This window comes from Mycobacterium sp., assembly GCF_029961025.1.
Taxonomy (GTDB): Bacteria; Actinomycetota; Actinomycetes; order Mycobacteriales; family Mycobacteriaceae; genus Mycobacterium.
On the sequence record NZ_JASBVP010000013.1, the window covers coordinates 111112 to 135153 of the forward strand.

16 protein-coding genes and 2 tRNA genes are annotated in these 24042 nt (G+C 66.5%); 12 read left to right on the top strand and 6 right to left on the bottom strand.

Going from position 1 to position 24042, the window contains the following annotated elements; all coding sequences use genetic code 11:
• The first annotated feature begins 44 nt into the window (after positions 1-44).
• The 5 genes from fabG to QJR12_RS15320 are packed head-to-tail and all read left to right on the top strand — an operon-like array spanning position 45 to position 5156.
• Positions 45-782, top strand: a complete 738-nt coding sequence (fabG, locus tag QJR12_RS15300; protein ID WP_300583954.1) for a 3-oxoacyl-ACP reductase FabG — start codon at positions 45-47, stop codon at positions 780-782.
• Complete coding sequence (locus QJR12_RS15305; RefSeq protein ID WP_300583956.1) at positions 779-2002, top strand: acetyl-CoA C-acetyltransferase; 1224 nt, start codon at positions 779-781, stop codon at positions 2000-2002. Before fabG ends, QJR12_RS15305 begins: the two co-directional genes overlap by 4 nt.
• On the top strand, positions 1999-3204 hold the full coding sequence (locus tag QJR12_RS15310) for a CoA transferase (RefSeq protein WP_300583958.1): 1206 nt from the start codon (positions 1999-2001) through the stop codon (positions 3202-3204). Before QJR12_RS15305 ends, QJR12_RS15310 begins: the two co-directional genes overlap by 4 nt.
• 41 nt (positions 3205-3245) lie before the next feature.
• Positions 3246-4439 (top strand): acyl-CoA dehydrogenase family protein, encoded by a 1194-nt coding sequence (locus tag QJR12_RS15315; RefSeq protein WP_300583960.1) that lies wholly within the window; start codon positions 3246-3248, stop codon positions 4437-4439.
• A 3-nt stretch (positions 4440-4442) separates the two neighbouring features.
• Positions 4443-5156 (top strand): GntR family transcriptional regulator, encoded by a 714-nt coding sequence (locus QJR12_RS15320; protein WP_300583962.1) that lies wholly within the window; start codon positions 4443-4445, stop codon positions 5154-5156.
• Positions 5157-5177: 21 nt separating this feature from the next.
• Here the strand turns inward: QJR12_RS15320 and QJR12_RS15325 are convergent, their stop codons facing one another.
• Positions 5178-5795 carry a hypothetical protein gene (locus QJR12_RS15325; protein ID WP_366526316.1) on the bottom strand — a complete coding sequence of 206 codons (618 nt, stop codon included), beginning with the start codon at positions 5793-5795 and terminating at the stop codon, positions 5178-5180.
• On the bottom strand, positions 5792-6607 hold the full coding sequence (locus tag QJR12_RS15330) for a hypothetical protein (protein ID WP_300583964.1): 816 nt from the start codon (positions 6605-6607) through the stop codon (positions 5792-5794). Before QJR12_RS15330 ends, QJR12_RS15325 begins: the two co-directional genes overlap by 4 nt.
• A gap of 336 nt (positions 6608-6943) precedes the next feature.
• Here QJR12_RS15330 and QJR12_RS15335 point away from each other — a divergent pair, with 336 nt between their 5' ends.
• The 4 genes from QJR12_RS15335 to QJR12_RS15350 all read left to right on the top strand — a co-directional run bounded on the left by QJR12_RS15335 (position 6944) and on the right by QJR12_RS15350 (position 19243).
• Positions 6944-7666, top strand: coding sequence for a DUF1906 domain-containing protein (locus QJR12_RS15335; protein ID WP_300583966.1), 723 nt, complete (start codon positions 6944-6946; stop codon positions 7664-7666).
• 485 nt (positions 7667-8151) lie between these two features.
• Positions 8152-17361, top strand: a complete 9210-nt coding sequence (locus QJR12_RS15340; RefSeq protein WP_300583968.1) for a type I polyketide synthase — start codon at positions 8152-8154, stop codon at positions 17359-17361.
• 28 nt (positions 17362-17389) lie between these two features.
• Positions 17390-17785, top strand: coding sequence for a holo-ACP synthase (locus tag QJR12_RS15345; protein ID WP_300583970.1), 396 nt, complete (start codon positions 17390-17392; stop codon positions 17783-17785).
• Between the two features lie 114 nt (positions 17786-17899).
• Positions 17900-19243, top strand: coding sequence for a dipeptidase (locus QJR12_RS15350; protein ID WP_300583972.1), 1344 nt, complete (start codon positions 17900-17902; stop codon positions 19241-19243).
• Here the strand turns inward: QJR12_RS15350 and bcp are convergent.
• Positions 19240-19734, bottom strand: coding sequence for a thioredoxin-dependent thiol peroxidase (bcp, locus tag QJR12_RS15355; protein ID WP_300583973.1), 495 nt, complete (start codon positions 19732-19734; stop codon positions 19240-19242). The genes QJR12_RS15350 and bcp overlap by 4 nt on opposite strands.
• A gap of 116 nt (positions 19735-19850) precedes the next feature.
• On the opposite strand from bcp, the gene QJR12_RS15360 reads away from it, so the two are divergent.
• Positions 19851-20078, top strand: coding sequence for a DUF3618 domain-containing protein (locus tag QJR12_RS15360; RefSeq protein ID WP_300583975.1), 228 nt, complete (start codon positions 19851-19853; stop codon positions 20076-20078).
• Between the two features lie 35 nt (positions 20079-20113).
• Here QJR12_RS15360 and QJR12_RS15365 read toward each other — a convergent pair.
• Positions 20114-20189, bottom strand: a tRNA-Lys gene (locus QJR12_RS15365).
• Positions 20190-20349: 160 nt separating this feature from the next.
• Between QJR12_RS15365 and QJR12_RS15370 the strand changes: the two genes are divergently transcribed.
• Positions 20350-21585, top strand: a complete 1236-nt coding sequence (locus QJR12_RS15370; RefSeq protein ID WP_300583977.1) for an Ig-like domain-containing protein — start codon at positions 20350-20352, stop codon at positions 21583-21585.
• A gap of 32 nt (positions 21586-21617) precedes the next feature.
• Here the strand turns inward: QJR12_RS15370 and QJR12_RS15375 are convergent.
• Positions 21618-21690, bottom strand: a tRNA-His gene (locus QJR12_RS15375).
• A 49-nt stretch (positions 21691-21739) separates the two neighbouring features.
• A complete protein-coding gene (gene orn, locus QJR12_RS15380) occupies positions 21740-22387 on the bottom strand; it encodes an oligoribonuclease (protein WP_300583979.1) in 648 nt (215 codons plus the stop codon).
• A 151-nt stretch (positions 22388-22538) separates the two neighbouring features.
• Between orn and QJR12_RS15385 the strand changes: the two genes are divergently transcribed.
• Positions 22539-24038, top strand: a complete 1500-nt coding sequence (locus tag QJR12_RS15385) for a helicase HerA-like domain-containing protein (RefSeq protein WP_300584027.1) — start codon at positions 22539-22541, stop codon at positions 24036-24038.
• Positions 24039-24042 lie beyond the last annotated feature (4 nt).

Below are 24042 nucleotides of genomic sequence, written 5' to 3' on the forward strand. Positions count from 1 at the left end.
ATGATGCCCGACCAAAGGTCGAGCAGGCGGGAGGATGATAGCCGGTGTCATTGCTGCGCGGTCAGACCGCGATAGTCACAGGCGGTGCGCAAGGACTGGGTTTTGCCATCGCGGAGCGCTTTGTCGCCGAGGGTGCGCGCGTGGTGCTCGGCGACCTGAATCGTGCGGGTGCCGAAACCGCGGCCAAGCAACTCGGCGACGACGTCGCGGTGGCGGTGAGCTGTGATGTGACCGTCGCGGCCGACGTCGACGCGCTGGTTGCAACCGCGGTCCGGCATTTCGGCGGCCTGGACATCATGGTCAACAACGCCGGGATCACCCGCGACGCCACGATGCGCACGATGACCGAGGAGCAGTTCGACGAGGTCATCGCGGTGCATTTGAAGGGAACCTGGAACGGTATCCGCAAGTCCGCGGCGATCATGCGGGAGAACAAACGCGGCGCGATCGTGAACATGTCGTCGCTGTCGGGCAAGGTCGGCCTGGTGGGCCAAACCAATTACTCGGCCGCCAAGGCCGGCATTGTCGGCATGACCAAGGCCGCCGCCAAGGAGCTTGCCCACCTGGGTGTGCGAGTCAACGCGATCGCGCCAGGATTGATCCGATCAGCGATGACTGAAGCCTTGCCGCAACGTATTTGGGATCAGAAGATCGCCGAGGTCCCGATGGGCCGGGCCGGGGAGCCCAGCGAGGTGGCGAACGTCGCGCTGTTTTTGGCCTCCGATCTGTCGTCATATATGACCGGCACCGTCATTGAGGTAACCGGCGGGAGGTTTATGTGAGTGCACGTCAAGCCGTAATCTGTGAGCCGGTGCGCACTCCGATCGGCCGCTACGGGGGAATGTTCAAGTCGCAGACGGCGGTTGATCTCGGTGTTGCCGCATTAAAGGGGGTGCTGGCCAGGACTGCAATCCCGCCCGAATCGGTGCAGGACGTCATCCTCGGACACTGCTACCCCAACAGCGAAGCCCCGGCGATCGGCAGGGTGGTCGCGTTGGATGCCGGCCTGCCGGTGACGGTTCCCGGCATGCAGGTCGACCGCCGTTGCGGGTCGGGCCTCCAGGCCGTCATCCAGGCATGTTTGCAGGTGAGCGCGGGTGATCACGACCTGGTGATCGCCGGCGGCACGGAAAGCATGAGCAATGTCGCCTTCTACTCCACGGCTATGCGCTGGGGCGGGCATCGTGACGGCATCATGGTGCACGACGGGCTGACCCGCGGACGTATCACCGCGGGTGGGCGGCGCCATCCGGTTCCGGGCGGCATGCTGGAGACCGCCGAGAATCTGCGCCGGCGATACGACATTTCGCGCACCGAGCAGGATGAGCTCGCGGTGACGTCCCACCAGCGCGCGGTTGCGGCGCAAAAAAACGGCATTTTCGCCGAGGAGATAATACCGGTCGCGGTGCGCACACGTCAGGGTGAGGAACTGATCGACACCGATGAACACCCTCGAGCGGACGCGTCCATGGAATCATTGAGTAAGCTCAAACCGGTTCTGCTCGCACAGGATCCGGAAGCAACGGTTACCGCTGGCAACGCCAGCGGGCAAAACGATGCGGCGGCCATGTGTGTGGTGACAACGCCGGCAAAGGCGGACGAGCTGGGCTTGACGCCCCTGGTACGGCTGGTGTCGTGGGCGGTGGCGGGCGTGCCGCCCAGCGTCATGGGACTCGGGCCGGTGCCCGCGACCGAGGTAGCGCTGGCCAAGGCGGGGCTGCGGCTGAGCGAGATCGACCTTATCGAATTAAATGAAGCTTTTGCCGCGCAAGTGCTCGCGGTGATGCGGGAATGGAATTTCACTGCCGCGGATCGCGAGCGAACCAATGTGCACGGCTCCGGGATCTCGCTGGGGCACCCGGTTGGGGCGACCGGCGCGAGGATGCTGGCCACGCTCGCCCGCGAGCTCAACCGCCGCCAGGGCCGCTACGGCCTGGAGACGATGTGCATCGGCGGAGGGCAGGGGCTCGCCGCAGTTTTCGAACGGGTTTCAACCAGGTGAGTCATTCCGCGGTGCGACCACTGGCTGATGTGAAAATTGTCGAGGTGTCCAGCTTCGTCGCCGCACCGTTGTGCGGTATGACGTTGGGTCAGCTTGGCGCCGAGGTCATCCGGGTGGACCCGATCGGTGGGGCATCTGATATCCGACGGTGGCCGCTGGCAAAAAGCGGTACGTCGATTTACTGGACCGGTTTGAACAAGGGAAAACGTTCGGTAACAATCGATTTTCGCTCCCTGGAGGGACAGCGGCTGATTCAGCGGCTTATCGTTGAAGGCGGCGGCATCGTGGTGACCAACGCCGCCGGCCTGCCCTGGCTGGCTTACGAGCAACTCGCGCCAATGCGATCCGATGTTATCCACCTGCAGCTGCTGGGCCGTCGTGACGGCTCGACGGCCGTGGACTACACCGTCAATGCCGGGATCGGCTATCCGCTCGTCACCGGCCCGGTGAACTACGCGGGTCCGGTCAACCACGTGCTGCCGGCGTGGGACGTGTGCTGTGGGTTATACGCGGCGCTGGTGGTCGTCGCCGCGGTGCGCCGCCGTGAGATGTCCGGGGCCGGTGCGCGCATCAGCCTGGCGCTGGAGGACGTGGCACTGGCCACCGCTGGAAATCTCGGGTTGTTGACCGAGCCTCAGGTGAACGGCACCCAACGGCAGCGTCTGGGCAACGCCATCTACGGCCAATACGGGCAGGACTTCACCAGTCGCGACGGCGTTGCGTTCATGGTTGTGACATTGACCGGCCGCCACTTTCGCGACCTGGTGCGGGTAACCGGTACCGAGGCGGCGGTGACGGCGCTCGCCGGCGCAGTCGGTGCGAACTTCGAGGAGGAAGGGGACCGCTACCGGCATCGCGACGCGCTTACCGCCCTGTTCACCGGCTGGTTCGCCGAGCATACCGCCGAGGAGATCACCGAGGCGCTGTCGGGCACCACCGTGTTGTTCGAGCGTTACCGGACTTTCTCCGAGGTCGCCGCGGACGAGAGGGTGACGTCCAATCCGCTGTTCACCCGGCTGCACCAGGAGGGCGTCGGTGACTACCTGGCCGCCGGCATGCCAGCGGCATTCGACGGCGTCCACCCGCTCAGTGCTGCCGCTCCCAGGTTGGGGCAAGACACCGTCGACGTCCTTGGCGGGGACTTGGGATTGAGCCCGGCGGACATCGCGCGTCTGGCCGACGCGAAAACAATCGCCTGCTAAGCAGGGCATCCTACTGAGTGGGGCAGACAGAAAGGCACCGCATGACCAAACTCGCTCAGACGCTCGGCCTCACTGAGTTTCAAGCCGACATCGTATCCGCGGTGAGACACTTCGTGGACAAGGAGATCATTCCCAACGCGCCCGAACTCGAACGTTCCGACACCTATCCGCAAGGCATTGTCGATCAGATGCGGAAGATGGGCCTTTTCGGTCTGACGATTCCGCCAGAGTTCGGTGGGCTGGGGGAGTCGCTGCTGACCTACGCGCTCTGCGTCGAGGAACTGGCGCGCGGCTGGATGAGCATCTCCGGGGTGATCAACACCCATTTTATTGTCGCGTATCTGCTGCGCCAGCACGGCACGCGGGCGCAAAAACAGCAGTACTTGCCGCGAATGGCAACCGGCGAGGTTCGTGGTGCGTTTTCGATGTCCGAACCGGAGCTGGGCTCGGATGTCGCCGCAATCCGGACGCACGCCCGACGCACCCCGGGCGGCAGCTACATCATTGACGGCCAGAAGATGTGGTTGACCAACGGCGCCAGCTCAACGCTGATCGCGGTGTTGGTGCGAACAGCCGAGGGAGCGGAAAAGCCGCACCGCAATCTGACGGCGTTCCTCATCGAAAAACCCACCGGCTTCGGCGAAGTAGCACCGGGCCTGGTGATCCCCGGCAAGATCGACAAGCTGGGATACAAGGGCATTGATACCACCGAGCTCATTTTCGACGGCTATCGAGCGAACGCTGGCGACATCCTCGGTGGCACCCCGGGGCAGGGATTTTTTCAGATGATGGACGGCATTGAAGTCGGCCGCGTCAACGTCGCCGCCCGCGCCTGCGGGGTTGCGCTGCGCGCTTTTGAACTCGCGATGCGGTACGCCCAGCAACGACACACGTTTGGCAAGCCGATAGTCGAGCACCAGGCGATTGCGTTTCAGCTGGCCGAGATGGCCACCAAAATCGAGGCCGCCCATTTGATGATGGTCAATGCCGCCCGCCTGAAAGATTCGGGGGAGCGCAATGACTTGGTCGCAGGCATGGCCAAATACCTGGCCAGCGAATTCTGTTCGGAGGTCACCCAGCAGAGCTTTCGCATCCACGGCGGCTACGGCTACTCTAAGGAATACGAGATCGAGCGGCTGATGCGTGACGCACCGTTTCTGCTGATCGGCGAGGGCACGAGCGAAATACAGAAGTCCATCATCAGTAAACGGCTGCTAGCCGAGTATCGGATCTGAGCGGTGATGGTTCCGGAGTTCGCAACCCGGCCGCAGCTCTCCGACGGCGTGGCCCGCTTCGTGCGCAAGCGGATCTTCGACGGCACCTATGCCACGGGGCAATACATCCGGTTGGATCAACTGTCCGCGGAGTTGGGTGTCAGCGTAACGCCGGTGCGGGAGGCACTTTTCCAACTTCGCGCCGAAGGACTTTTGGCTCAGCAGCCGCACCGGGGATTTGTGGTGTTGCCATTGACGGCCCGGGATCTGACCGACGTCGCAAATGTCCAGGCTTACGTCGGCGGGGAGCTGGCCGCACGGGCCGCCGTCAACATCGGCGAGGGTCAGTTACGCCACCTCAAGGAGATCCAGAGTCGGCTCGAGAAAGCCTATGCCCAGGGGGACAATGACCGTGCGGTGGGTCTCAACCATGAGTTTCACCGAGTCATCAACATAGCCGCGGACTCACCCAAACTTGCCCAGCTGATGTCACGGATTACCCGGTACGCAGCCGAATCGGTGTTTCCGATCATTGTGGGCTGGCCAGAGCGATCCATGAGGCATCATCGGCGCCTACTGGCAGCACTTCAGAAACACAATGACGAACTTGCGCGCCAAGTCATGTCGAAACACCTTGCTAGTGCTGCTGTTTCGCTGATCGAACATCTTGCAGAGCGCGGCGTGATAGCTGAACAGCCGGTTGTGCTGCAGACCCGCGCGGCTGATCCGTCCCGGTAATACCGAAAAACTGTGGCTTTTTCACACCGGGTCGAATTTGGCGATCAGCCATTTGCCGTGAACCCTGGTCAAGGTCACCCGAACGCTGCTGGCCGCCATCGAGGGATCGGGCTTGTCCTTGCTGGTGGTGCTCTGGTCGACGAAGACCAGCACGACCGCCGAATCCGGATGAAGCTCGGCGACCGCGGCGCGCATCACGTGCGCGGTGGTTTTCAGCGCCTTCTGTCTGGCCGCCGGTGCGACGATCTGGCGGGTGAACTGATCGTAGTAAGACAAGAAATCCCCTGTCAGGTGCGACTTGGCGATGGCGAAGTCACGGTCGAGGGTGTCGGGGGCATAGGAGAGCAGCGCGACGGTCCCGTCGGAGGCGGCGCTCAACACCGCCCGCGCAACGCCGGGGCCGGTTTGCCGGTCGGGCCGGTACTGGTGAAAATACAGCCAGCTCGCCAGCCCGCCGGACGTCACCAACAACAGAATGAGAACCGCGGTAACGAGTTTCACCGCATGCAGCCGGCGCCATAGCCCAGCTTCAGACGCCGGCCGGCGGGCTTCAGCCGCAGTCTCGTCGAGTGCGATGTTTTTACCGGTCCCGTCAGCGGACGCGGCATCATCCACGTCGGCCCTGTCCTCGATCGTCACGGCACGAACTCAACTTTCGACATCTTTATTTGGCCGCCGTCGTCGGAGACGGTTACTCTGAGCCGCCACGCCCGTGGATCCTCTTTGGCACCGGCCGAATTGGTGACTCGTGAGGTCGCCGACACCAATACCACAGCGGAATTCTTACCCATCGACTCGACGGCCACCGAGTTGACCGTTCCTTCGGTGACGACCCTGGACTGCTCGACGACCGTCGTGAAATCCGCGGCTCGCTGCTGAAAGTCGTCCTTGAACTCGCCGGTGGAGCTGTCGAGCACCCGCTGGACGTCCTGCTTTGCCTTCGTGAAGTCGAGGGAGGTCAGGTTGATCACGCCTTGTCTGGCCCCGGCGGCAAACGCCGCGGCGCGCTGGCGTTGCTGGATGACATCGTGGTGCCGCCACAGGATGGCTGCGCTCGCGGCGAGCAAACCGCAGGTGGCGATGACCGCCGCCGCTTTGGCGGCCCCGGACGGTGTCGGTAGCCGCAGCCGGCGTCGCCGGGAGGAAAGCTCGGGCTCGGGGGTGGGTGGCGCACCCGCAAGGCCACCCGCACCCGTTTCGGTGACCCTTTCGGTCCCGCTCGCCGCGACGCCCGGCTCCCTCCCGGGTGCAGTCGGGGCAGCCGGGCCGGCCGATTCTTCGGTGGCTTGTGCCCGGGCTTCACGCCGCAGCCGGATGGCCCGCGCACGGGCACGGGCCGCGGCGGCCAGCGCCTCGGCCTCTGCCGCCTCCGCTTCGGCCAGTTCGGCCAGCGCCATCGCGTCGGCTGCGGGCATGGCGGCATCTACCGGTCGCTCATCGGGGTCAGTCATCGCGCTCACCTGTCAGCTTCAGCTTCGACCGCACTGCGGTTTTTCACCGCATTGCTCCTTGCTACCACCGGGCTACCACCGGGCGCGCCGCAGCGATCCCCGACCAGGTCGATCGACGGATTTTACCCACGTCGTCGGCGGCGGTGACGGAAAGCTACGGCCAGCGACCCGGCCGGCGCCGGCATCCGAAAAGATCCGCAAAGATCCGCCGCCGCCGCCAAGACAAGATCCCCCGGGTAGTGGCCCGAAAGGCGGCCCGAGCCCGGGCGTCTTTGACACAGCCGTGACCACTGAAATTCCTGATTCAGATGATGTGGTTGTCATATCCTGTGACACGTGTCGGTTTCTCGTCGCGATGTCCTCAAACTCGCGGCTGTGACGCCGGGGCTGCTGGGCCTCGAGGGTCTAACGTCGGCACTGCTTTCCACGCCGGCGGCTGCGAGTCCGGGCGGCGTTTTGTTGGACTATGCGGCCGGGGTCATCCCCGCCAGCGCGATCAAGGCCGCCGGTGCGGTCGGGTCGATCCGCTATGTCTCTGATCGCCGGCCCGGCGGCACCTGGATGCTTGGTAAGCCGATCCAACTCGATGAGGCGCGTGACCTGTACCGCAATGGGCTAAAGATCGTGTCGTGCTACCAATACGGCAAGGAGAGCACCGCCGACTGGCTGGGCGGTTATCGCGCCGGGGTGACGCATGCCACGCGCGGTTGGCAGTTGCATACCGCCGCCGGTGGTCCGGCCGGTGCTCCGATCTACGCCTCGATCGATGATGACCCGTCGTATGAGCAGTACAAACAGCAAGTGGCCCCCTATCTGCGCGGCTGGGAGTCGGTGCTTGGTCATCACCGAGTGGGCGTGTACGCCAACTCCAAAACGATCGACTGGGCGCTCAACGACGGCTTGGGTTCCTACTTCTGGCAGCACAACTGGGGCTCACCCAAGGGGTTCACCCATCCGGCCGCCCATTTGCATCAGGTCGAGATCGACAAGCGCACGGTGGCCGGGGTCGGTGTCGACGTCAACAACATCCTCAAGCCCCAATTCGGTCAGTGGGACTAACGCGGGAGCCGGCTCAGCAAACATCCGAGCGGAACGCTCGTGACGTGACGGTTATCGGGGCGCGCCGTGTCGCAGATCCGCGTTAGCACAAACTTTTAACATAACGATTTGATAACAATATGGGGTTGAGCTGCAGGATTATGGCTACTCGTCCGTAACCGCCGACACGCAGGACATTTGGTCGGCGCCGCGCCGACCATGGTTCAGCGCCGTGTTACCCAGGCCACCGTTACTCGCGCGTAGAACTCGTCAGTAACCACTTCGCACACCGGCAACGCCAACGTGGCTATGACACCCTTATGGCAGCCGATGTCGTTCCGTCGCGGCGTTCGGCCCCACGGGTCGGCGCCGATGACATACCGGTCAGTGAGGACCCGGCTGGTTCGACGGGATCGGTGGGAGCTTGTCGATGCCGCGGGCCGGCGCGCACCTGGCAGGTGGCACGAAACGAGACGCAACAGCAGTACTACAGGGAGATACGCACGGTGACGATCTATGAGCACGACAGGGTGTCAGCGGACCGCGACGGCGGTGCCCCGGAGGCCGTGCACACCCACACCCTGGTCGATCGCCTGACGGCGGGCGAGCCTTACGCGATCGCGTTCGGCGGCCAGGGCAGCGCGTGGCTGGACACGCTCGAGGAGCTGGTGTCTTCGGCCGGTATCGAGTCTGAGTTGACGACACTGGTCGGTGAGGCGGACCTGCTGCTCGAGCCGGTCGCGAAGGAGCTGGTGGTGGTGCGCCCCATCGGCTTCGATCCGCTGGGCTGGGTCCGGGCGCTGGCCGCGGAGGACCCGGTGCCCCCGGCCAAGCAGCTGACCTCCGCCGCGGTGTCGGTGCCCGGTGTGCTGCTGACCCAGATCGCGGCGATGCGCGCGTTGGCGCGCCAGGGCATGGACTTCGCCGCCGTAGCGCCGAGAGCCGTCGCAGGCCATTCCCAAGGGGTGTTGGCGGTCGAGTCGCTAAAGTCCGGCGGCGCACGCGACGTCGAACTGCTGGCTTTGGCGCAGCTCATCGGGGCCGCGGGCACGCTGGTGGCCCGTCGCCGCGGAATCTCCATTCTCGGCGACCGCCCGCCGATGGTGTCGGTCACCAACGCCGACCCCGAGCGCATCCGCGCGCTGCTCGACGAGTTCGCCAAGGATGTCCGGACCGTGCTGCCCCCGGTGTTATCCATCCGCAATGGTCGCCGCGCGGTGGTCATCACCGGAACCCCCGAGCAGCTGTCGCGTTTCGAGCTCTACTGCAAGCAGATTTCCGAGAAGGAAGCGGCCGAGCGCAAAAACAAGGTGCGCGGCGGCGGCGTGTTCGCGCCGGTGTTCGACCCGGTGCAGGTCGAGGTCGGCTTCCACACTCCCCGGCTCGCCGACGGGATCGGTTTGGTCGCCGGTTGGGCCGAGAAGGCGGGCCTCGATGTTGACCTGGCCCGGGAGATGACCGAGGCCATCCTGGTGCGTGAAGTCGACTGGGTGGAGGAAGTCAGCAGGTTGCACGAGGCCGGGGCGCGCTGGATCCTCGACCTGGGTCCCGGTGACATCCTGACCCGGCTGACCGCCCCGGTGATCCGTGGCCTCGGGGTGGGCATCGTGCCGGCGGCGACCCGTGGGGGGCAGCGCAACCTGTTTACCCCCGGGGCCGTTCCCGAGGTAGCGCGTCCGTGGTCGAGTTACGCGCCGTCGCTGGTGCGTCTGCCCGACGGCAGGGTCAAGCTGTCCACCAAATTCTCTCGGTTGACCGGCCGATCGCCCATCCTGCTGGCGGGCATGACCCCCACCACCGTGGATGCCAAGATCGTCGCCGCCGCCGCCAACGCCGGGCACTGGGCCGAACTGGCCGGCGGTGGACAGGTCACCGAGGAGATCTTCACAAACCGCATCGAGGAGCTGAACCGGCTGCTTGAGCCCGGGCGCACCTTCCAATTCAACGCCTTGTTCCTCGACCCGTATCTGTGGAAGCTGCAGGTGGGTGGAAAACGGTTGGTGCAGAAGGCGCGTCAGTCCGGCGCGCCGATCGACGGCGTGGTCATCAGCGCCGGCATCCCCGAGCTGGAAGAGGCCGTCGAGCTGATCGATGAGCTCAATGCGATCGGCATCAGCCACGTGGTGTTCAAGCCTGGTACCGTCGAGCAGATCCGAGCGGTGATCCGCATCGCGACCGAGGTGCCCACCAAACCGGTGATCATGCACATCGAGGGTGGGCGTGCCGGCGGGCACCACTCCTGGGAAGACCTCGACGACCTGCTGCTGGCCACCTACTCGGAGGTGCGCTCGCGCGCTAACATCACGGTCTGCGTCGGCGGCGGTATCGGCACCCCCGAGCGGGCGGCAGAATACCTCTCCGGGAGCTGGGCGCGGCCCTACGGCTTCCCGCTGATGCCGGTGGACGGCATCTTGGTCGGTACCGCGGCGATGGCGACCAAAGAGGCCACCACGTCACCGTCGGTCAAGCGGATGTTGGTGGAAACCCAGGGCACCGACCAGTGGATTGGTGCCGGAAAAGCCCAGGGCGGCATGGCGTCCAGCCGCAGCCAGCTCGGTGCCGACATCCACGAGATCGACAATGCGGCATCCCGGTGCGGTCGGTTGCTCGACGAGGTGGCCGGCGACGCCGAGGCGGTCGCGGCGCGCCGTGACGAGATCATCGCCGCGATGGCCAAAACCGCCAAACCTTACTTCGGCGACGTCGGAGAGATGACCTATCTGCAGTGGCTGCGTCGCTACCTCGAACTGACCATCGGTGACGGCAACTCCACCGCGGACACCGCCGCGCCGGGCAGTCCCTGGCTCGCCGACGCCTGGCGCGACCGGTTCGAAAAGATGCTGCAGCGCGCCGAGGCGCGGTTGCACCCAAGGGACTTCGGTCCGATAGAGACATTGTTCGCCGACCGGCAGTTGCTGGAGACTCCCCACGAGGCGGTCGCCGCCCTGCTGGCGCGCTACCCCGACGCCGCGACCGTGCAGCTGCACCCCGCCGACGTGCCCTTCTTCGTCACCTTGTGCAAGACGCCGGGCAAGCCGGTCAACTTCGTGCCGGTCATCGATAAAGACGTGCGGCGCTGGTGGCGCAGTGACTCGCTGTGGCAGGCGCACGACGCCCGCTACGACGCCGACCAGGTGTGTATCATTCCGGGCCCGACCTCGGTGGCGGGCATCACCCGGATGGACGAACCCGTGGGGGAACTGCTGGACCGCTTCGAGCAAGCCGCCATCGACGAGATACTGGCCGCCGGCGGGCAACCGCAACCCGTTACCGCACGCCGGCGGGGCCGTAGGGATGTGACCGGGCCGCTGGCCGTCGTCCTCGACTCTCCCGACGTGCTGTGGGCGGGCCGGGCCACCACCAATCCGGTGCACCGCATCTCTGATCCGGGCGACTGGCAAGTCCACGAAAACCGCAGCGCTACCCATTCATCCACCGGGGCGCGGCTGCAGGTCAGCGCCGACGACCAGGTTCTGCTGAGCGTTCCGGTGTCCGGTTCCTGGGTCGAAATCCGAATCACCGTGCCCCCCAACACGGTTGATGGTGGAATGCCGGTTGTCAGCACAGCGGACGCGGCCAGCGCTATGCGGTCGGTGCTGGCCATCGCCGCCGGCGTCGACGGGCCCGCAGCGCTGCCGCCGGTGCATGACGGAACAGCAACCGTGGTGGTGGACTGGAACCCGGAACGAGTCGCCGACCACACCGGGGTCACGGCAACCTTCGGTGAGCCGCTGGCTCCTGGCCCGACCACCGTACCCGACGCCCTGGTGGGCCCTTGCTGGCCGGCGGTTTTTGCGGCAATCGGCGCTGCGGTCACCGAAACCGGGGTGCCCGTGGTGGAGGGGCTGCTGAGCCTGGTGCACCTGGACCATGCCGCCCGGCTGGTTGGTCCCCTGCCCACGGTTCCGGTCGAATTGACTGTCACCGCAACCGTGTCGAGCGCTATCGACACCGAGGTCGGTCGGGTCGTGCCGGTCTCGGTCACGGTAGCCGCACAAGACGGGGCGGTGCTCGCCACCCTCGTGGAGCGATTCGCGATCCGCGGGCGTACCGGCACCGCCGAGCTCACCGACCCGGTTCGGGCCGGGGGCGCGGTGTCGGACAACGCTACCGAGACCCCGCGCCGGCGCCGGCGCGACGTCAGGCTCACCGCACCGGTGGACATGCGCCCGTTCGCGGTGGTGTCCGGCGACCACAACCCGATTCACACCGACCGCGCCGCAGCGCTGCTGGCGGGTTTGGAATCGCCGATCGTGCACGGGATGTGGTTGTCCGCCGCCGCGCAACACGTGGTGACTGCCACCGATGGGCAAGCCCGCCCACCGGCCCGCCTTATCGGTTGGACCGCGCGCTTTTTGGGCATGGTGCGCCCCGGTGACGAGGTCGACTTCCGGGTCGATCGGGTCGGGATCGATCAGGGTGCCGAGATCGTCGAGGTCGCCGCTCGCGTCGGCCCGGAACTGGTGATGTCGGCCAGCGCACGGCTGGCCGCCCCCAAGACGGTGTACGCGTTTCCCGGCCAGGGTATCCAGCACAAGGGCATGGGCATGGAGGTGCGAGCGCGCTCCAAGGCCGCCCGTAAGGTGTGGGACTCGGCGGACAAGTTCACCCGCGAGACACTGGGCTTTTCGGTGTTGCATGTGGTGCGCGACAACCCCACCAGCATCATCGCGCGCGGCGTGCACTACCACCACCCCGACGGGGTGCTCTACCTGACGCAGTTCACCCAGGTGGCGATGGCCACCGTGGCGGCGGCGCAGGTCGCCGAGATGCGTGAGCGGGGAGCCTTCGTCGAAGATGCGATCGCCTGCGGGCACTCCGTGGGTGAGTACACCGCGTTGGCCTGCGTGACCGGGATCTATGAACTCGAGGCTCTGCTGGAGACGGTATTTCATCGCGGGTCGAAGATGCATGACATCGTGCCACGCGACGAACTGGGCCGCTCCAACTACCGGCTGGCAGCCATCCGCCCGTCGCAGATCGACCTCGCGGACGCCGACGTCCCGGCGTTCGTGGCCGAGATCGCCGAGCGCACCGGCGAATTCCTTGAGATCGTGAACTACAACCTGCGCGGCTCCCAATACGCGATCGCCGGCACCGTTCGTGGTCTTCAAGCACTGGAAGCCGAGGTCGAAAAGCGCCGGGAAATCACCGGCGGCAAACGGTCGTTCATTTTGGTCCCGGGCATCGATGTGCCGTTCCACTCGCGAGTGCTGCGGGTGGGGGTGGCGGAATTCCGCCGCTCGCTGGACCGGGTCATGCCGCACGACAGGGACCCCGAGCTGATCATCGGGCGCTACATCCCCAACCTGGTGCCGCGGCCGTTCTCCCTGGATCGCGACTTCATCCAGGAGATTCGCGACCTGGTGCCGGCCGAACCGCTCGACCCGATCCTCGCCGACTACGACACCTGGCGTCGGGAACGGCCGCGGGAAATGGCGCGCACCGTCTTCATCGAGCTGTTGGCCTGGCAGTTCGCCAGCCCGGTGCGCTGGATCGAGACGCAGGACCTGCTGTTCACCGAAGAGGCCGCCGGCGGGCTGGGGGTGGAGCGGTTCGTCGAGATCGGCGTGAAGTCGGCGCCGACCGTGGCCGGATTGGCGACCAACACCCTCAAGCTGCCCGAATATGCCCACAGCACGGTCGAAGTGCTCAACGCGGAGCGCGACGCGGCGGTGCTGTTCGCCACCGACACCGATCCCGAGCCGGAGCCTGATGTCGAGGAACCGGTGGCCGAGGCGCCGGAGGAGCCCGCAGCCGTCGAAACCGCACCGGCTCCGGCGCCCACCGCGGCCCCGGGCGGCCCCAGGCCCGACGACATCCCGTTCGACGCGGCCGACGCCACCCTGGCACTGATCGCGCTGGCAGCCAAGATGCGTATCGACCAGATCGAGGCGCTGGACTCCATCGAGTCCATCACCGACGGCGCCTCATCGCGGCGCAACCAGCTGTTGGTCGACCTGGGTTCCGAGCTGAGCCTCGGCGCCATCGACGGTGCCGCGGAGGCCGACCTGGCCACGCTGCGGTCGCAGGTGACGAAGCTCGCGCGCACCTACAAGCCTTACGGGCCGGTGCTTTCCGATGCGATCAACGACCAGCTGCGGACGGTTCTGGGACCCTCCGGCAAGCGGCCCGGCGCTATCGCGGAGCGGGTGAAGAAGGTCTGGCAGCTCGGCGACGGGTGGGCGAAACACGTCACCGTCGAGGTCGCGCTGGGTACCCGTGAGGGCACCAGCGTCCGTGGCGGTGCCCTGGGGCACCTGCACGAGGGCGCGTTGGCCGATGCGGCCAGCGTTGACAAGGTGATCGACGCGGCGGTCACCGCGGTGGCCGCGCGCCGGGGCGTCGCGGTGGCCCTGCCGTCTTCGGGGGGTGGCGGCGGTGCCACCGTCGACGCGGCCGCGCTCAATGAGTTCGCCGAGCAGATCACCGGCCGCGACGGCGTGCTGGCATCGGCGGCTCGCCTGGTGCTGAGCCAACTGGGGCTGGACGACGCGGTCACCGCGTCGCCGACCGTGACCGACGCCGAGCTGGTGGACCTGGTCACCGCGGAACTCGGCGCGGACTGGCCGCGGTTGGTGGCCCCGGTGTTCGACGCCAAAAAGGCCGTCCTCTTCGACGACCGCTGGGCCAGCGCGCGCGAGGACTTGGTCAAGCTGTGGCTGGCCGACGAGGACGAGATCGACGCTAACTGGGCACGGCTGTCCGAGCGCTTCGAGGGCGCCGGCCATGTTGTTGCGACCCAGGCCACGTGGTGGCAGGGCAAATCCCTGGCTGCCGGACGCCAGATCCATGCCTCGCTGTACGCCCGCATCGCCGCCGGGGCGGAGAACCCCGAGAAGGGTTGCTACAGCGACGAAGTGGCGGTGGTGACCGGTGCCTCAAAGGGCTCGATCGCCGCGTCGGTGGTCGCCCGGCTGCTGGACGGCGGCGCCACCGTCATCGCGACCACTTCACGGCTCGACGACGAGCGACTGGCCTTCTACCGCACGCTGTATCGCGACCACGCCCGGTACGCGGCGGCGCTGTGGGTGGTGCCGGCGAACATGGCGTCCTACACCGATATTGACGCTCTGGTCGAATGGGTCGGCAGCGAACAGACCGAAAGCCTTGGGCCGCAGTCCATCCACATCAAAGACGCGCACACCCCCACGCTGCTGTTCCCGTTCGCGGCTCCCCGGGTTGCCGGCGACTTGTCCGAGGCCGGCGCGCGCGCCGAGATGGAGATGAAGGTGCTGCTGTGGGCGGTGCAACGGCTCATCGGCGGGCTGTCAAAGATCGGCGCGGAACGTGACATCGCGTCGCGGCTGCATGTGGTGCTGCCGGGTTCGCCCAACCGCGGCATGTTCGGCGGCGACGGCGCCTACGGTGAGGCCAAGTCGGCGCTGGACGCCGTGGTGGCGCGCTGGCGCGCGGAGTCGTCGTGGGCGGCGCGCGTCACGCTCGTGCACGCCCTGATCGGCTGGACCCGTGGCACCGGGCTGATGGGCCACAACGACGCCATTGTCAGCGCTGTCGAAGAAGCCGGTGTGACAACGTATTCCACCGATGAGATGGCCGCGATGCTGCTGCGGCTCTGCGATGCGGAGTCCAAGGCGGCGGCGGCCGAAGCGCCGCTCACGGTCGACCTGACCGGTGGGCTGGGCGATATCGAACTCGACATGGCCGAGCTGGCGGCCAAAGCTCGCGAGCGGGCCACGTCGGAGGCCGAGGCCGTCGACACCGCACCGGAGGTCACCATCGCCGCGCTCCCGTCCCCGCCGCGCGGTTACACCCCGGCACCGCCTCCGGCATGGGACGACCTCGACGTCGACCCTGCCGACCTGGTGGTGATCGTCGGCGGCGCCGAGCTGGGCCCCTACGGCTCGTCACGCACCCGCTTTGAGATGGAGGTCGACAACGAACTCTCGGCCGCCGGTGTGCTCGAGCTGGCCTGGACCACCGGACTGATCCGCTGGCACGACGACCCCCAACCCGGGTGGTATGACACCGAATCCGGTGAACTGGTCGACGAATCTGAGCTCGTCGAGCGCTACCACGACACCGTGGTGGAGCGCGTGGGAATCCGGGAGTGGGTCGACGACGGCTCAATCGATCCCGATCACGCCTCGCCGCTTTTGGTCAGCGTGTTCTTGGACAAGGACTTCACGTTCGTGGTCTCCAGCGAGGCCGAAGCGCGGGCTTTCGTGCAGTTCGACCCGGAGCACACCATCATCCGCCCGGTGCCCGACTCCACCGACTGGCAAGTCACCCGCAAAGCCGGCACCGAGATCCGGGTTCCGCGAAAGAACAAGCTGTCCCGTACCGTCGGCGGCCAAATCCCGACCGGGTTCGACCCCACCGTGTGGGGCATACCGCAGGATCTCGCCAGCTCCATCGACCGGCTGGCGGTGTGGAACATCGTCGTGACCGTCGACGCGTTCCTGTCCGCCGGATTCAGCCCGGCCGAAGTGATGCGCTATGTGCATCCCACGCTGGTGGCCAACACCCAGGGCACCGGCATGGGCGGCGGCACCTCGATGCAGACGATGTATCACGGTAACCTGCTCGGCCGCAACAAACCCAACGACATCTTCCAGGAAGTGCTGCCGAATATCATTGCCGCACACGTGGTCCAGTCCTACGTCGGCAGCTACGGCGCAATGATCCATCCGGTGGCGGCGTGCGCCACCGCCGCGGTCTCGGTGGAGGAAGGTGTCGACAAGATCCGGCTGGGCAAGGCTGAGCTGGTGGTGGCCGGCGGGCTGGACGACCTGACCCTGGAAGGCATCATCGGTTTCGGTGACATGGCGGCCACCGCCGACACCGAGATGATGCGCGCCAAAGGGATCAGCGACTCGCGGTTCTCCCGGCCCAACGACCGCCGCCGGCTGGGCTTCGTGGAAGCGCAGGGCGGTGGCACGATCCTGCTGGCCCGCGGCGACCTCGCGTTGAGGATGGGCCTGCCGGTGCTGGCCGTGGTGGCCTATGCGCAGTCGTTCGGTGACGGCATCCACACCTCGATCCCGGCCCCCGGCCTCGGCGCGCTGGGCGCCGGGCGCGGCGGCAAGGACTCACCGCTGGCGCGGTCCTTGGCCAAACTGGGTGTCGGCGCCGACGACATCGCGGTGATCTCCAAGCACGACACTTCGACGCTGGCCAACGACCCCAACGAGACCGAGCTGCACGAGCGGCTGGCCGACTCGCTGGGCCGCTCGCCGGGAGCGCCGTTGCTCGTGGTGTCGCAGAAGAGCCTGACCGGGCACGCCAAGGGCGGCGCGGCGGTCTTTCAGATCATGGGCATGTGTCAGATGCTGCGCGACGGGGTCATCCCGCCCAACCGCAGCCTGGACTGTGTCGATGACGAACTGGCCGGCTCGGCGCACTTGGTGTGGGTCCGTGACACGTTGCGCCTGGGCGGCAAGTTCCCGCTGAAAGCCGGCCTGATCACCAGCCTCGGTTTCGGACACGTCTCCGGTGTGATCGCGCTGGTGCACCCGCAGGCCTTCCTGGCCACGCTGGATCCCCGGGAGCGCGAGCACTACCAACGGCGGGCCGATGCCCGGCTGCTGGCGGGTCAGCGCCGACTGGCGTCGGCCATCGCCGGCGGACCGCCGCTTTATGAGCGCCCCACCGGCCGTCGCTTCGAGCACGCGGGCTCCGAGAAGCCGCAGGAGGCGGCGATGCTTTTGGACCCGGAGGCGCGGCTGGGGGACGGCGACGTCTATCCCCGATGACTTGTGGCATCGGCTAGCGTGTCCACCCATGGGCATCGTTGGTGTGGGGATCGACCTGGTCTCCATCCCTGATTTCGCTGACCAAGTCGACCAGCCGGGAACGGTGTTCTTCGAAACCTTCACCCCCGGGGAGCGCCGCGACGCCTCCGATAAAAGCTCATCGGCCGCCCGTCACCTGGCGGCGAGATGGGCGGCGAAAGAGGCGGTGATCAAGGCGTGGTCGGGGTCGCGGTTCGCGCAGCGGCCGGTGCTGCCGGAGGGCATTCACCGTGACATCGAGGTGGTCACCGACGTGTGGGGCCGGCCGCGGGTGCGGCTTTCCGGGGCCATCGCGAAGCATTTGACCGACGTGACGATCCACGTGTCGCTGACCCATGAAGGTGACACCGCCGCGGCGGTGGCCATTTTGGAATCCAAAGAATGAGCACGGAATTAACGGCAGTGAGTGCCCCTATCGGCGGCAGCGCGACCTGCTCGCGGCCTTTCGGCACCGCTGTCGGTCCCTGGGTGCCGAACCGTCGGGTCAGCCCCACGAATCATGGGTGATCTGGCCGGGCGCGTCCGCGAGGTGTTGCCGTCGGTGCGACGCGACCTGGAAACGCTGATCCGCATCGAATCGGTGTGGGCCGACCCGGCGCGCCGCTCCGAGGTTCACCGCAGCGCACAGCTGGTGGCGGAGCTGTTGTCGCACGCGGGTTTTGGCGACGTGCGGATTGTCAGCGCAGGGGGTGCGCCGGCGGTCATCGCCCGCCATCCCGCGCCGCCGGGCGCACCCACGGTGCTGCTGTATGCGCACCATGACGTTCAGCCCGAAGGCGACCCCCGCCAGTGGGTCTCGCCGCCGTTCGTGCCCACCGAGCGTTGCGGACGGCTCTACGGGCGTGGCAGCGCCGACGACAAGGCGGGCATCGCAACGCATTTGGCGGCGTTTCGGGCACATGGCGGGCGGCCTCCGGTGGGGGTGACGGTGTTCGTCGAGGGCGAGGAGGAGTCGGGGTCCCCGTCGCTGGGCCGGCTGCTGACCGCCCACCGCGACGAGTTGACCGCCGACGTGATCATCCTCGCCGACTCGGTCAACTGGAGCATCGAGGTGCCGTCGCTGACGGTCTCGCTGCGCGGGCTCGTCGACTGCGTCGTCGAAGTGGCCACCCTCGAGCACGGGCTGCACTCCGGCTTGTGGGGCGGTGTGGTGCCCGACGCGCTGAGCGCGCTGGTGCGGCTGCTGGCCAGCCTGCACGACAACGACGGCAACGTGGCGGTGGCCGGTCTCTACGAAAGCACCGCCGCGGGCCTGAATTACCCTGCCTACCCGCCGGAGCGGGTACGGGCCGAAACCGGTCTGCTGGACGGGGTTAGCGAAATCGGCTCCGGAGCGGTGACGCAGCGGCTGTGGGCCAAACCGGCGATCACCGTGATCGGCATCGACACCACGCCGATCGCGGCGGCGTCGAATACGCTGATTCCGCGGGCCCGGGCGAAGATCAGCATGCGAGTCGCCCCGGGGGGTGACGCCGCAGCGCACCTGGATGCGCTGCGCCGGCATCTGCACACGCATGCGCCGTGGGGCGCGCACGTCGAGGTCCTTCCCGGGGAGATCGGCCGACCCTGCACCATCGACGCGAGCGGTCCGGTCTACGACGTCGCGCGCGCGGCGTTCCGCCAGGCGTGGGGCGCCGACCCGGTCGAGATGGGGATGGGTGGCTCGATCCCGTTCATCGCGGAGTTCGCAGCCGCGTTCCCGAAGGCGAAAATCCTGGTGACCGGGGTAGAAGACCCCGCGACACAGGCACACAGCGTCAACGAGAGCCTGCATCTGGGTGTTCTGGAACGTGCCGCAACTGCCGAGGCGCTGCTGCTGGCCAACCTGGCCGGCCTGGCCTAAAGACCCAGATCCCGGCGCAGTTTGGCGACGTGGCCGGTGGCCTTGACGTTGTATTGCGCGAGCGCAATCCGGCCCTTTTCGTCGACGACGAAGGTCGAGCGGATCACGCCTTCCACCGTCTTGCCGTACATCTGTTTGGTCCCGTACGCCCCCCAGGCGCTAAGCACCTTACGGTTGGGGTCGGACAGCAGCGGAAACGTCAGCCGGTGCGTGTCACGGAATTTGGCCAGCTTCGCCGGCGGGTCGGGGGAGATACCGACGACATCGAGGCCGGCGTCGTTGAGATCGTGCAGGTTGTCGCGGAAATCGCAGGCCTCTTTGGTGCACCCCGGCGTCAAAGCCGCCGGGTAGAAATACACGATCAGCCGCCGTCCCCGGTAGTCATCCAGCGACACCATATGGCCGTCAGCGTCGGGCAGGCTGAAGGCGGGTGCTTGCTGGCCGGGCTGCAGGCGGGTGGTCACAGTCGACGAGGGTACCTTTCTGTTCATCTTTCTTCTCATCGTGGCGCCGCACTAAGCACCGGCTGCTCTAGGGTAGTGCGGCAGGTGACCAACGTGATACCGAGCCGTGCGGCGGCCCGGTGCGGGCGGACATGGAGGGCGGCGTGGCGGACCGGGATCCCGACACCATCAAGCGTGAGATCGATCAGGCTCGCCAGCAGTTGGCGTCGACCGTGGACGCGTTGGTTGAACGGGCCAACCCCCGCCGGATCGCCGACGACATCAAAGTCCGGGTGATCGAGTTCGTCTCCAAGCCCGTGGTCATCGTCTCCCTGGCCGGTCTCGGCGGAGTCGCCGTTTTCCTCGTGATCCGCCGGATCAGGAATCGATGATCGCCGCGTCCTACCCCGGAGCAGGCCTAAGGTGATGGTGCGCCGTCAGGGTTTCGAACCCCGGACCCGCTGATTAAGAGTCAGCTGCTCTACCAACTGAGCTAACGGCGCCTGGATAGTTCTGGGATGTGTTTGCGACAATAACAGGAGTTGCGCGCCCGGGTGAAATCCCCGGTATCGCCCTGGTGGGGAGCCTCACAGCGCTCTCGCTTGTCTGCCCCTAGACTACTGCCAAGCCTACAGGTTCGGCCCGGACGCGAGGTGGGAAGGTATGTGGCAGGTCGGTTCGATGACCCCTCGTCGGGGGCGTCAAACCTGGTCTGTGGCGCTGCTGGTCCCAGTGATCGTGTTGGCCGGCGGCGGCTGCAGCGGTGGCGGCGGCGGTCCCGCGCCGGCAAAGGCCATCGCGGATAAGGCCACCCCGTTCGCCGACTTGCTGGTCCCCAAGCTCACCGCGTCGGTGACCGACGGAGCCGTCGGTGTCGCCGTCGATGCCCCGGTGACGGTGGCCGCCGAGGACGGGGTGCTGGCCTCGGTGACCATGGTCAACGAAAACGGCAAGCCGGTCAGCGGTCAACTCAACCCCGACGGCGTGCACTGGTCGACCACTGAGCCGCTGGGCTACAACCGTCGCTATACCCTCAACGCGAAGGCGCTGGGCCTGGGCGGTGTGGCCACCCGTCAGATCACCTTCCAGACCCATTCCCCGCAGAACCTGACCATGCCCTACGTGGTTCCGCAGGACGGCGAGGTGGTCGGTGTCGGTCAGTCGGTGGCGGTCCGGTTCGATGAGGACATCGCCAACCGGGCCGCGGCCCAGAAAGCCATCAAGATCACGGCCAACCCACCGGTCGAAGGCGCGTTTTATTGGTTGAACAACCGGGAAGTGCGCTGGCGCCCCGAGCATTTCTGGAAGCCGGGCACGGCCGTGGATGTCGCGGTCGACACCTACGGTGTGGACTTGGGTAACGGTGTCTTCGGCGAGGACAACGTGCACACGCACTTCACCATCGGGGACGAGCTCATCGCCACCGCAGATGACACCACAAAAATGTTGACCGTGCGCATCAACGGCGAGGTGGTCAAGGTCATGCCGACGTCGATGGGCAAGGACAAGACCCCCACCGCCAACGGCATCTACGTGGTCGGGGAACGGTTCAAGCACATCATCATGGATTCATCCACCTACGGGGTGCCGGTCAACTCGCCCGACGGGTATCGCACCGAGGTCGACTGGGCCACCCAGATCTCCTATAGCGGGGTGTTCGTGCACTCCGCGCCGTGGTCGGTGGGTGCGCAAGGTCACACCAACACCAGCCACGGCTGCCTGAACGTCAGTCCCGGCAACGCGCAATGGTTCTACGAGCACGCCAAGCGCGGCGACGTCGTGGAAATCATCAACACGGTAGGGCCGACGCTGTCCGGAACCGAAGGGCTCGGCGACTGGAACATCCCCTGGGAGCAGTGGCGCGCCGGCAATGCCAACGGCGGTTCTGCCGCTCGATAGGTTTCAGGCACTCGTCTTCTGCTACTCGTCAGGGTGAGTGACGGGACTCGAACCCGCGACATCCAGGACCACAACCTGGTGCTCTACCAACTGAACTACACTCACCATCGCCGCCGGCTGCTCCCCGGGGAATCGACGGCCGGCGAGGTCGATATTAACCGCTTGAAGGCTCCCCGATCGAATCAGTGCCGCCGGGTGTGCTCGCCGCGCCACCGAGTTCGGCGGCCACGGCCGCGATCTCGCTGGTAGCCGGGCCCGGCGGCGGCACGAACGCGGTGCGTCGGTAAAACTGCAGTTCGCGGATGGATTCGTAGATGTCGGGAAGCGCCCGGTGGGTCAGTCCCTTGGTCGGCTGCCCGTAGTAGATGCGCGGGTACCAGCGCCGGCAGAGTTCCTTGATGGAGCTGACATCGATCATGCGGTAGTGCAGAAACGAGTCCAGCCCGGGCATGTCGCGGGCGATGAAGGCGCGGTCGGTGGCCACCGAGTTGCCCGCCAGCGGCGCCGTCTTGGGCTGCTTGACGTGCTCGCGGATGTAGTCGAGCACTATCTTCTCGGCGGTCGCCAGGTCGATGGTGGACGCCTTCACCGCATCGGTGAGGCCCGAGCGGGCGTGCATGTCCGCGACAACGTCGATCATCGAGGACAGCGCGGCCTCGTCGGTGTGGATCACCACGTCGACGCCGTCGCCGAGAACGTTCAGCTCGCCGTCGGTAACCAGGGCCGCGATCTCGATCAACTTATCCGAACGCAGATCCAGTCCGGTCATCTCGCAGTCGATCCACACCAGTTCGTCATGCACAGCGTTCACAGTAGGCAAACGTTAGCCCCAGCACCTGCCGGGACCGACGGGTGCCAAGTAGTGTCATGGTTGCCCGCACCCGTTGACGAGAGGACGCGGCACCGTGAGCTCTGGGTCGACACCGAAGGAATCCGCACCGTCCCCGGCAGGGCTGATCGCTTCCGGCTACGCCGTCGACGGGCAGGCGCTGGAGTTGGGTGCGGTCGTCGTCGACGGCACCGTCGATCCCACCGCCCGGGTGCGCATCCCGCTGGCCACGATCAACCGGCACGGGCTGGTGGCCGGGGCCACCGGCACCGGCAAGACCAAGACGCTGCAGCTGATCGCCGAGCAACTGTCCGCGGCCGGCGTTCCGGTGCTGATGGCCGACGTCAAGGGTGACCTGTCCGGACTGGCCCGACCCGGCGAGATCAGCGACAAGATCAGCGCGCGCTCCCAGGAAACCGGCGACACGTGGGAGGCGAGCGCTTTCCCGGTGGAGTTTCTCTCTCTGGGAACCAGGGGAATCGGTGTTCCGGTGCGGGCCACCATCGCCGGCTTCGGCCCGATCCTGCTGTCAAAGGTCTTGGGACTCAACGATACCCAGGAATCAACGCTGGGTCTTATCTTCCACTGGGCCGACCGGCAGGAATACGAGCTGCTGGATTTGAAGGATCTGCGGGCGGTGATCGGCTACCTCACCAGCGATCAGGGCAAGGCGGAGTTGACGGCGCTGGGTGGCGTTTCCGCGACCACGGCCGGGGTCATCCTGCGGGCCCTGGTCAATTTGGAGGCCGAGGGCGCCGATACCTTTTTCGGTGAGCCCGAACTCAAGCCCGAGGATCTGTTGCGCGTCGATAGCCAGGGCCGCGGGGTTATCTCGCTTCTCGAGCTGGGTGATCAGGCGACCCGCCCGGTGCTGTTCTCGACCTTCTTGATGTGGCTGTTGGCCACCCTCTTCAGGTGTTTACCCGAGGTCGGTGACGTGGACAAACCCAAGCTGGTGTTCGTCTTCGACGAGGCGCACCTGCTGTTCACCGGCGCGTCCAGGGCGTTCCTGCAGCAGGTGGAGCAGACCGTCAAGCTGATCCGCTCCAGGGGGGTGGGGGTGTTCTTCTGCACCCAGTTGCCCACCGACGTGCCCAACGACGTGCTCTCGCAGCTGGGGGCGCGCATCCAGCACGCCCTGCGCGCGTTCACCCCCGACGACCAGAAGGCGTTGACCAAAACCGTTCGCACCTACCCGAAAACCGATGTCTACGACTTGGCTTCGGCGCTGACATCGCTGGGCATCGGCGAAGCCGTGGTCACCGTGCTCTCGGAGCGGGGAGCCCCGACCCCGGTCGCGTGGACCAGGCTGCGCTCCCCGCGGTCGCTGATGGGCGCCATCGGTGACGAGGCGATCGGCGCGGCGGCCAAGGCCAGCCCGCTGAACGCTAAGTATGAACAAACCGCCGATCAGACGTCGATCTACGACCGTCTGAATGCGAAACTGCCGCAGGCCGTCCCAGCAGATCAGGCGTCGAAGGCGTCCAAAAAGCCCGCGCAGTCGGGCTGGTTCAAGCGCTTCCTCGATAGCCGGGAGGGTCGAAGTTTATTCAAACAGTTGGGCACTTTGGTCCTTCAGTGGATCAGCCGCAAGATCGCTGGCGACGGCAAGCGGCGGCGATAATGCT

Bases quoted from the DNA above. Each gene is read 5' to 3' on its own strand.
- QJR12_RS15315 (WP_300583960.1), top strand. From the start codon at position 3,246: ATGACCAAACTCGCTCAGACGCTCGGCCTCACTGAGTTTCAAGCCGAC.
- QJR12_RS15330 (WP_300583964.1), bottom strand. From the start codon at position 6,607: ATGACTGACCCCGATGAGCGACCGGTAGATGCCGCCATGCCCGCAGCC.
- QJR12_RS15345 (WP_300583970.1), top strand. From the start codon at position 17,390: ATGGGCATCGTTGGTGTGGGGATCGACCTGGTCTCCATCCCTGATTTC.
- QJR12_RS15350 (WP_300583972.1), top strand. From the start codon at position 17,900: ATGGGTGATCTGGCCGGGCGCGTCCGCGAGGTGTTGCCGTCGGTGCGA.
- bcp (WP_300583973.1), bottom strand. From the start codon at position 19,734: ATGAACAGAAAGGTACCCTCGTCGACTGTGACCACCCGCCTGCAGCCC.
- QJR12_RS15370 (WP_300583977.1), top strand. From the start codon at position 20,350: ATGTGGCAGGTCGGTTCGATGACCCCTCGTCGGGGGCGTCAAACCTGG.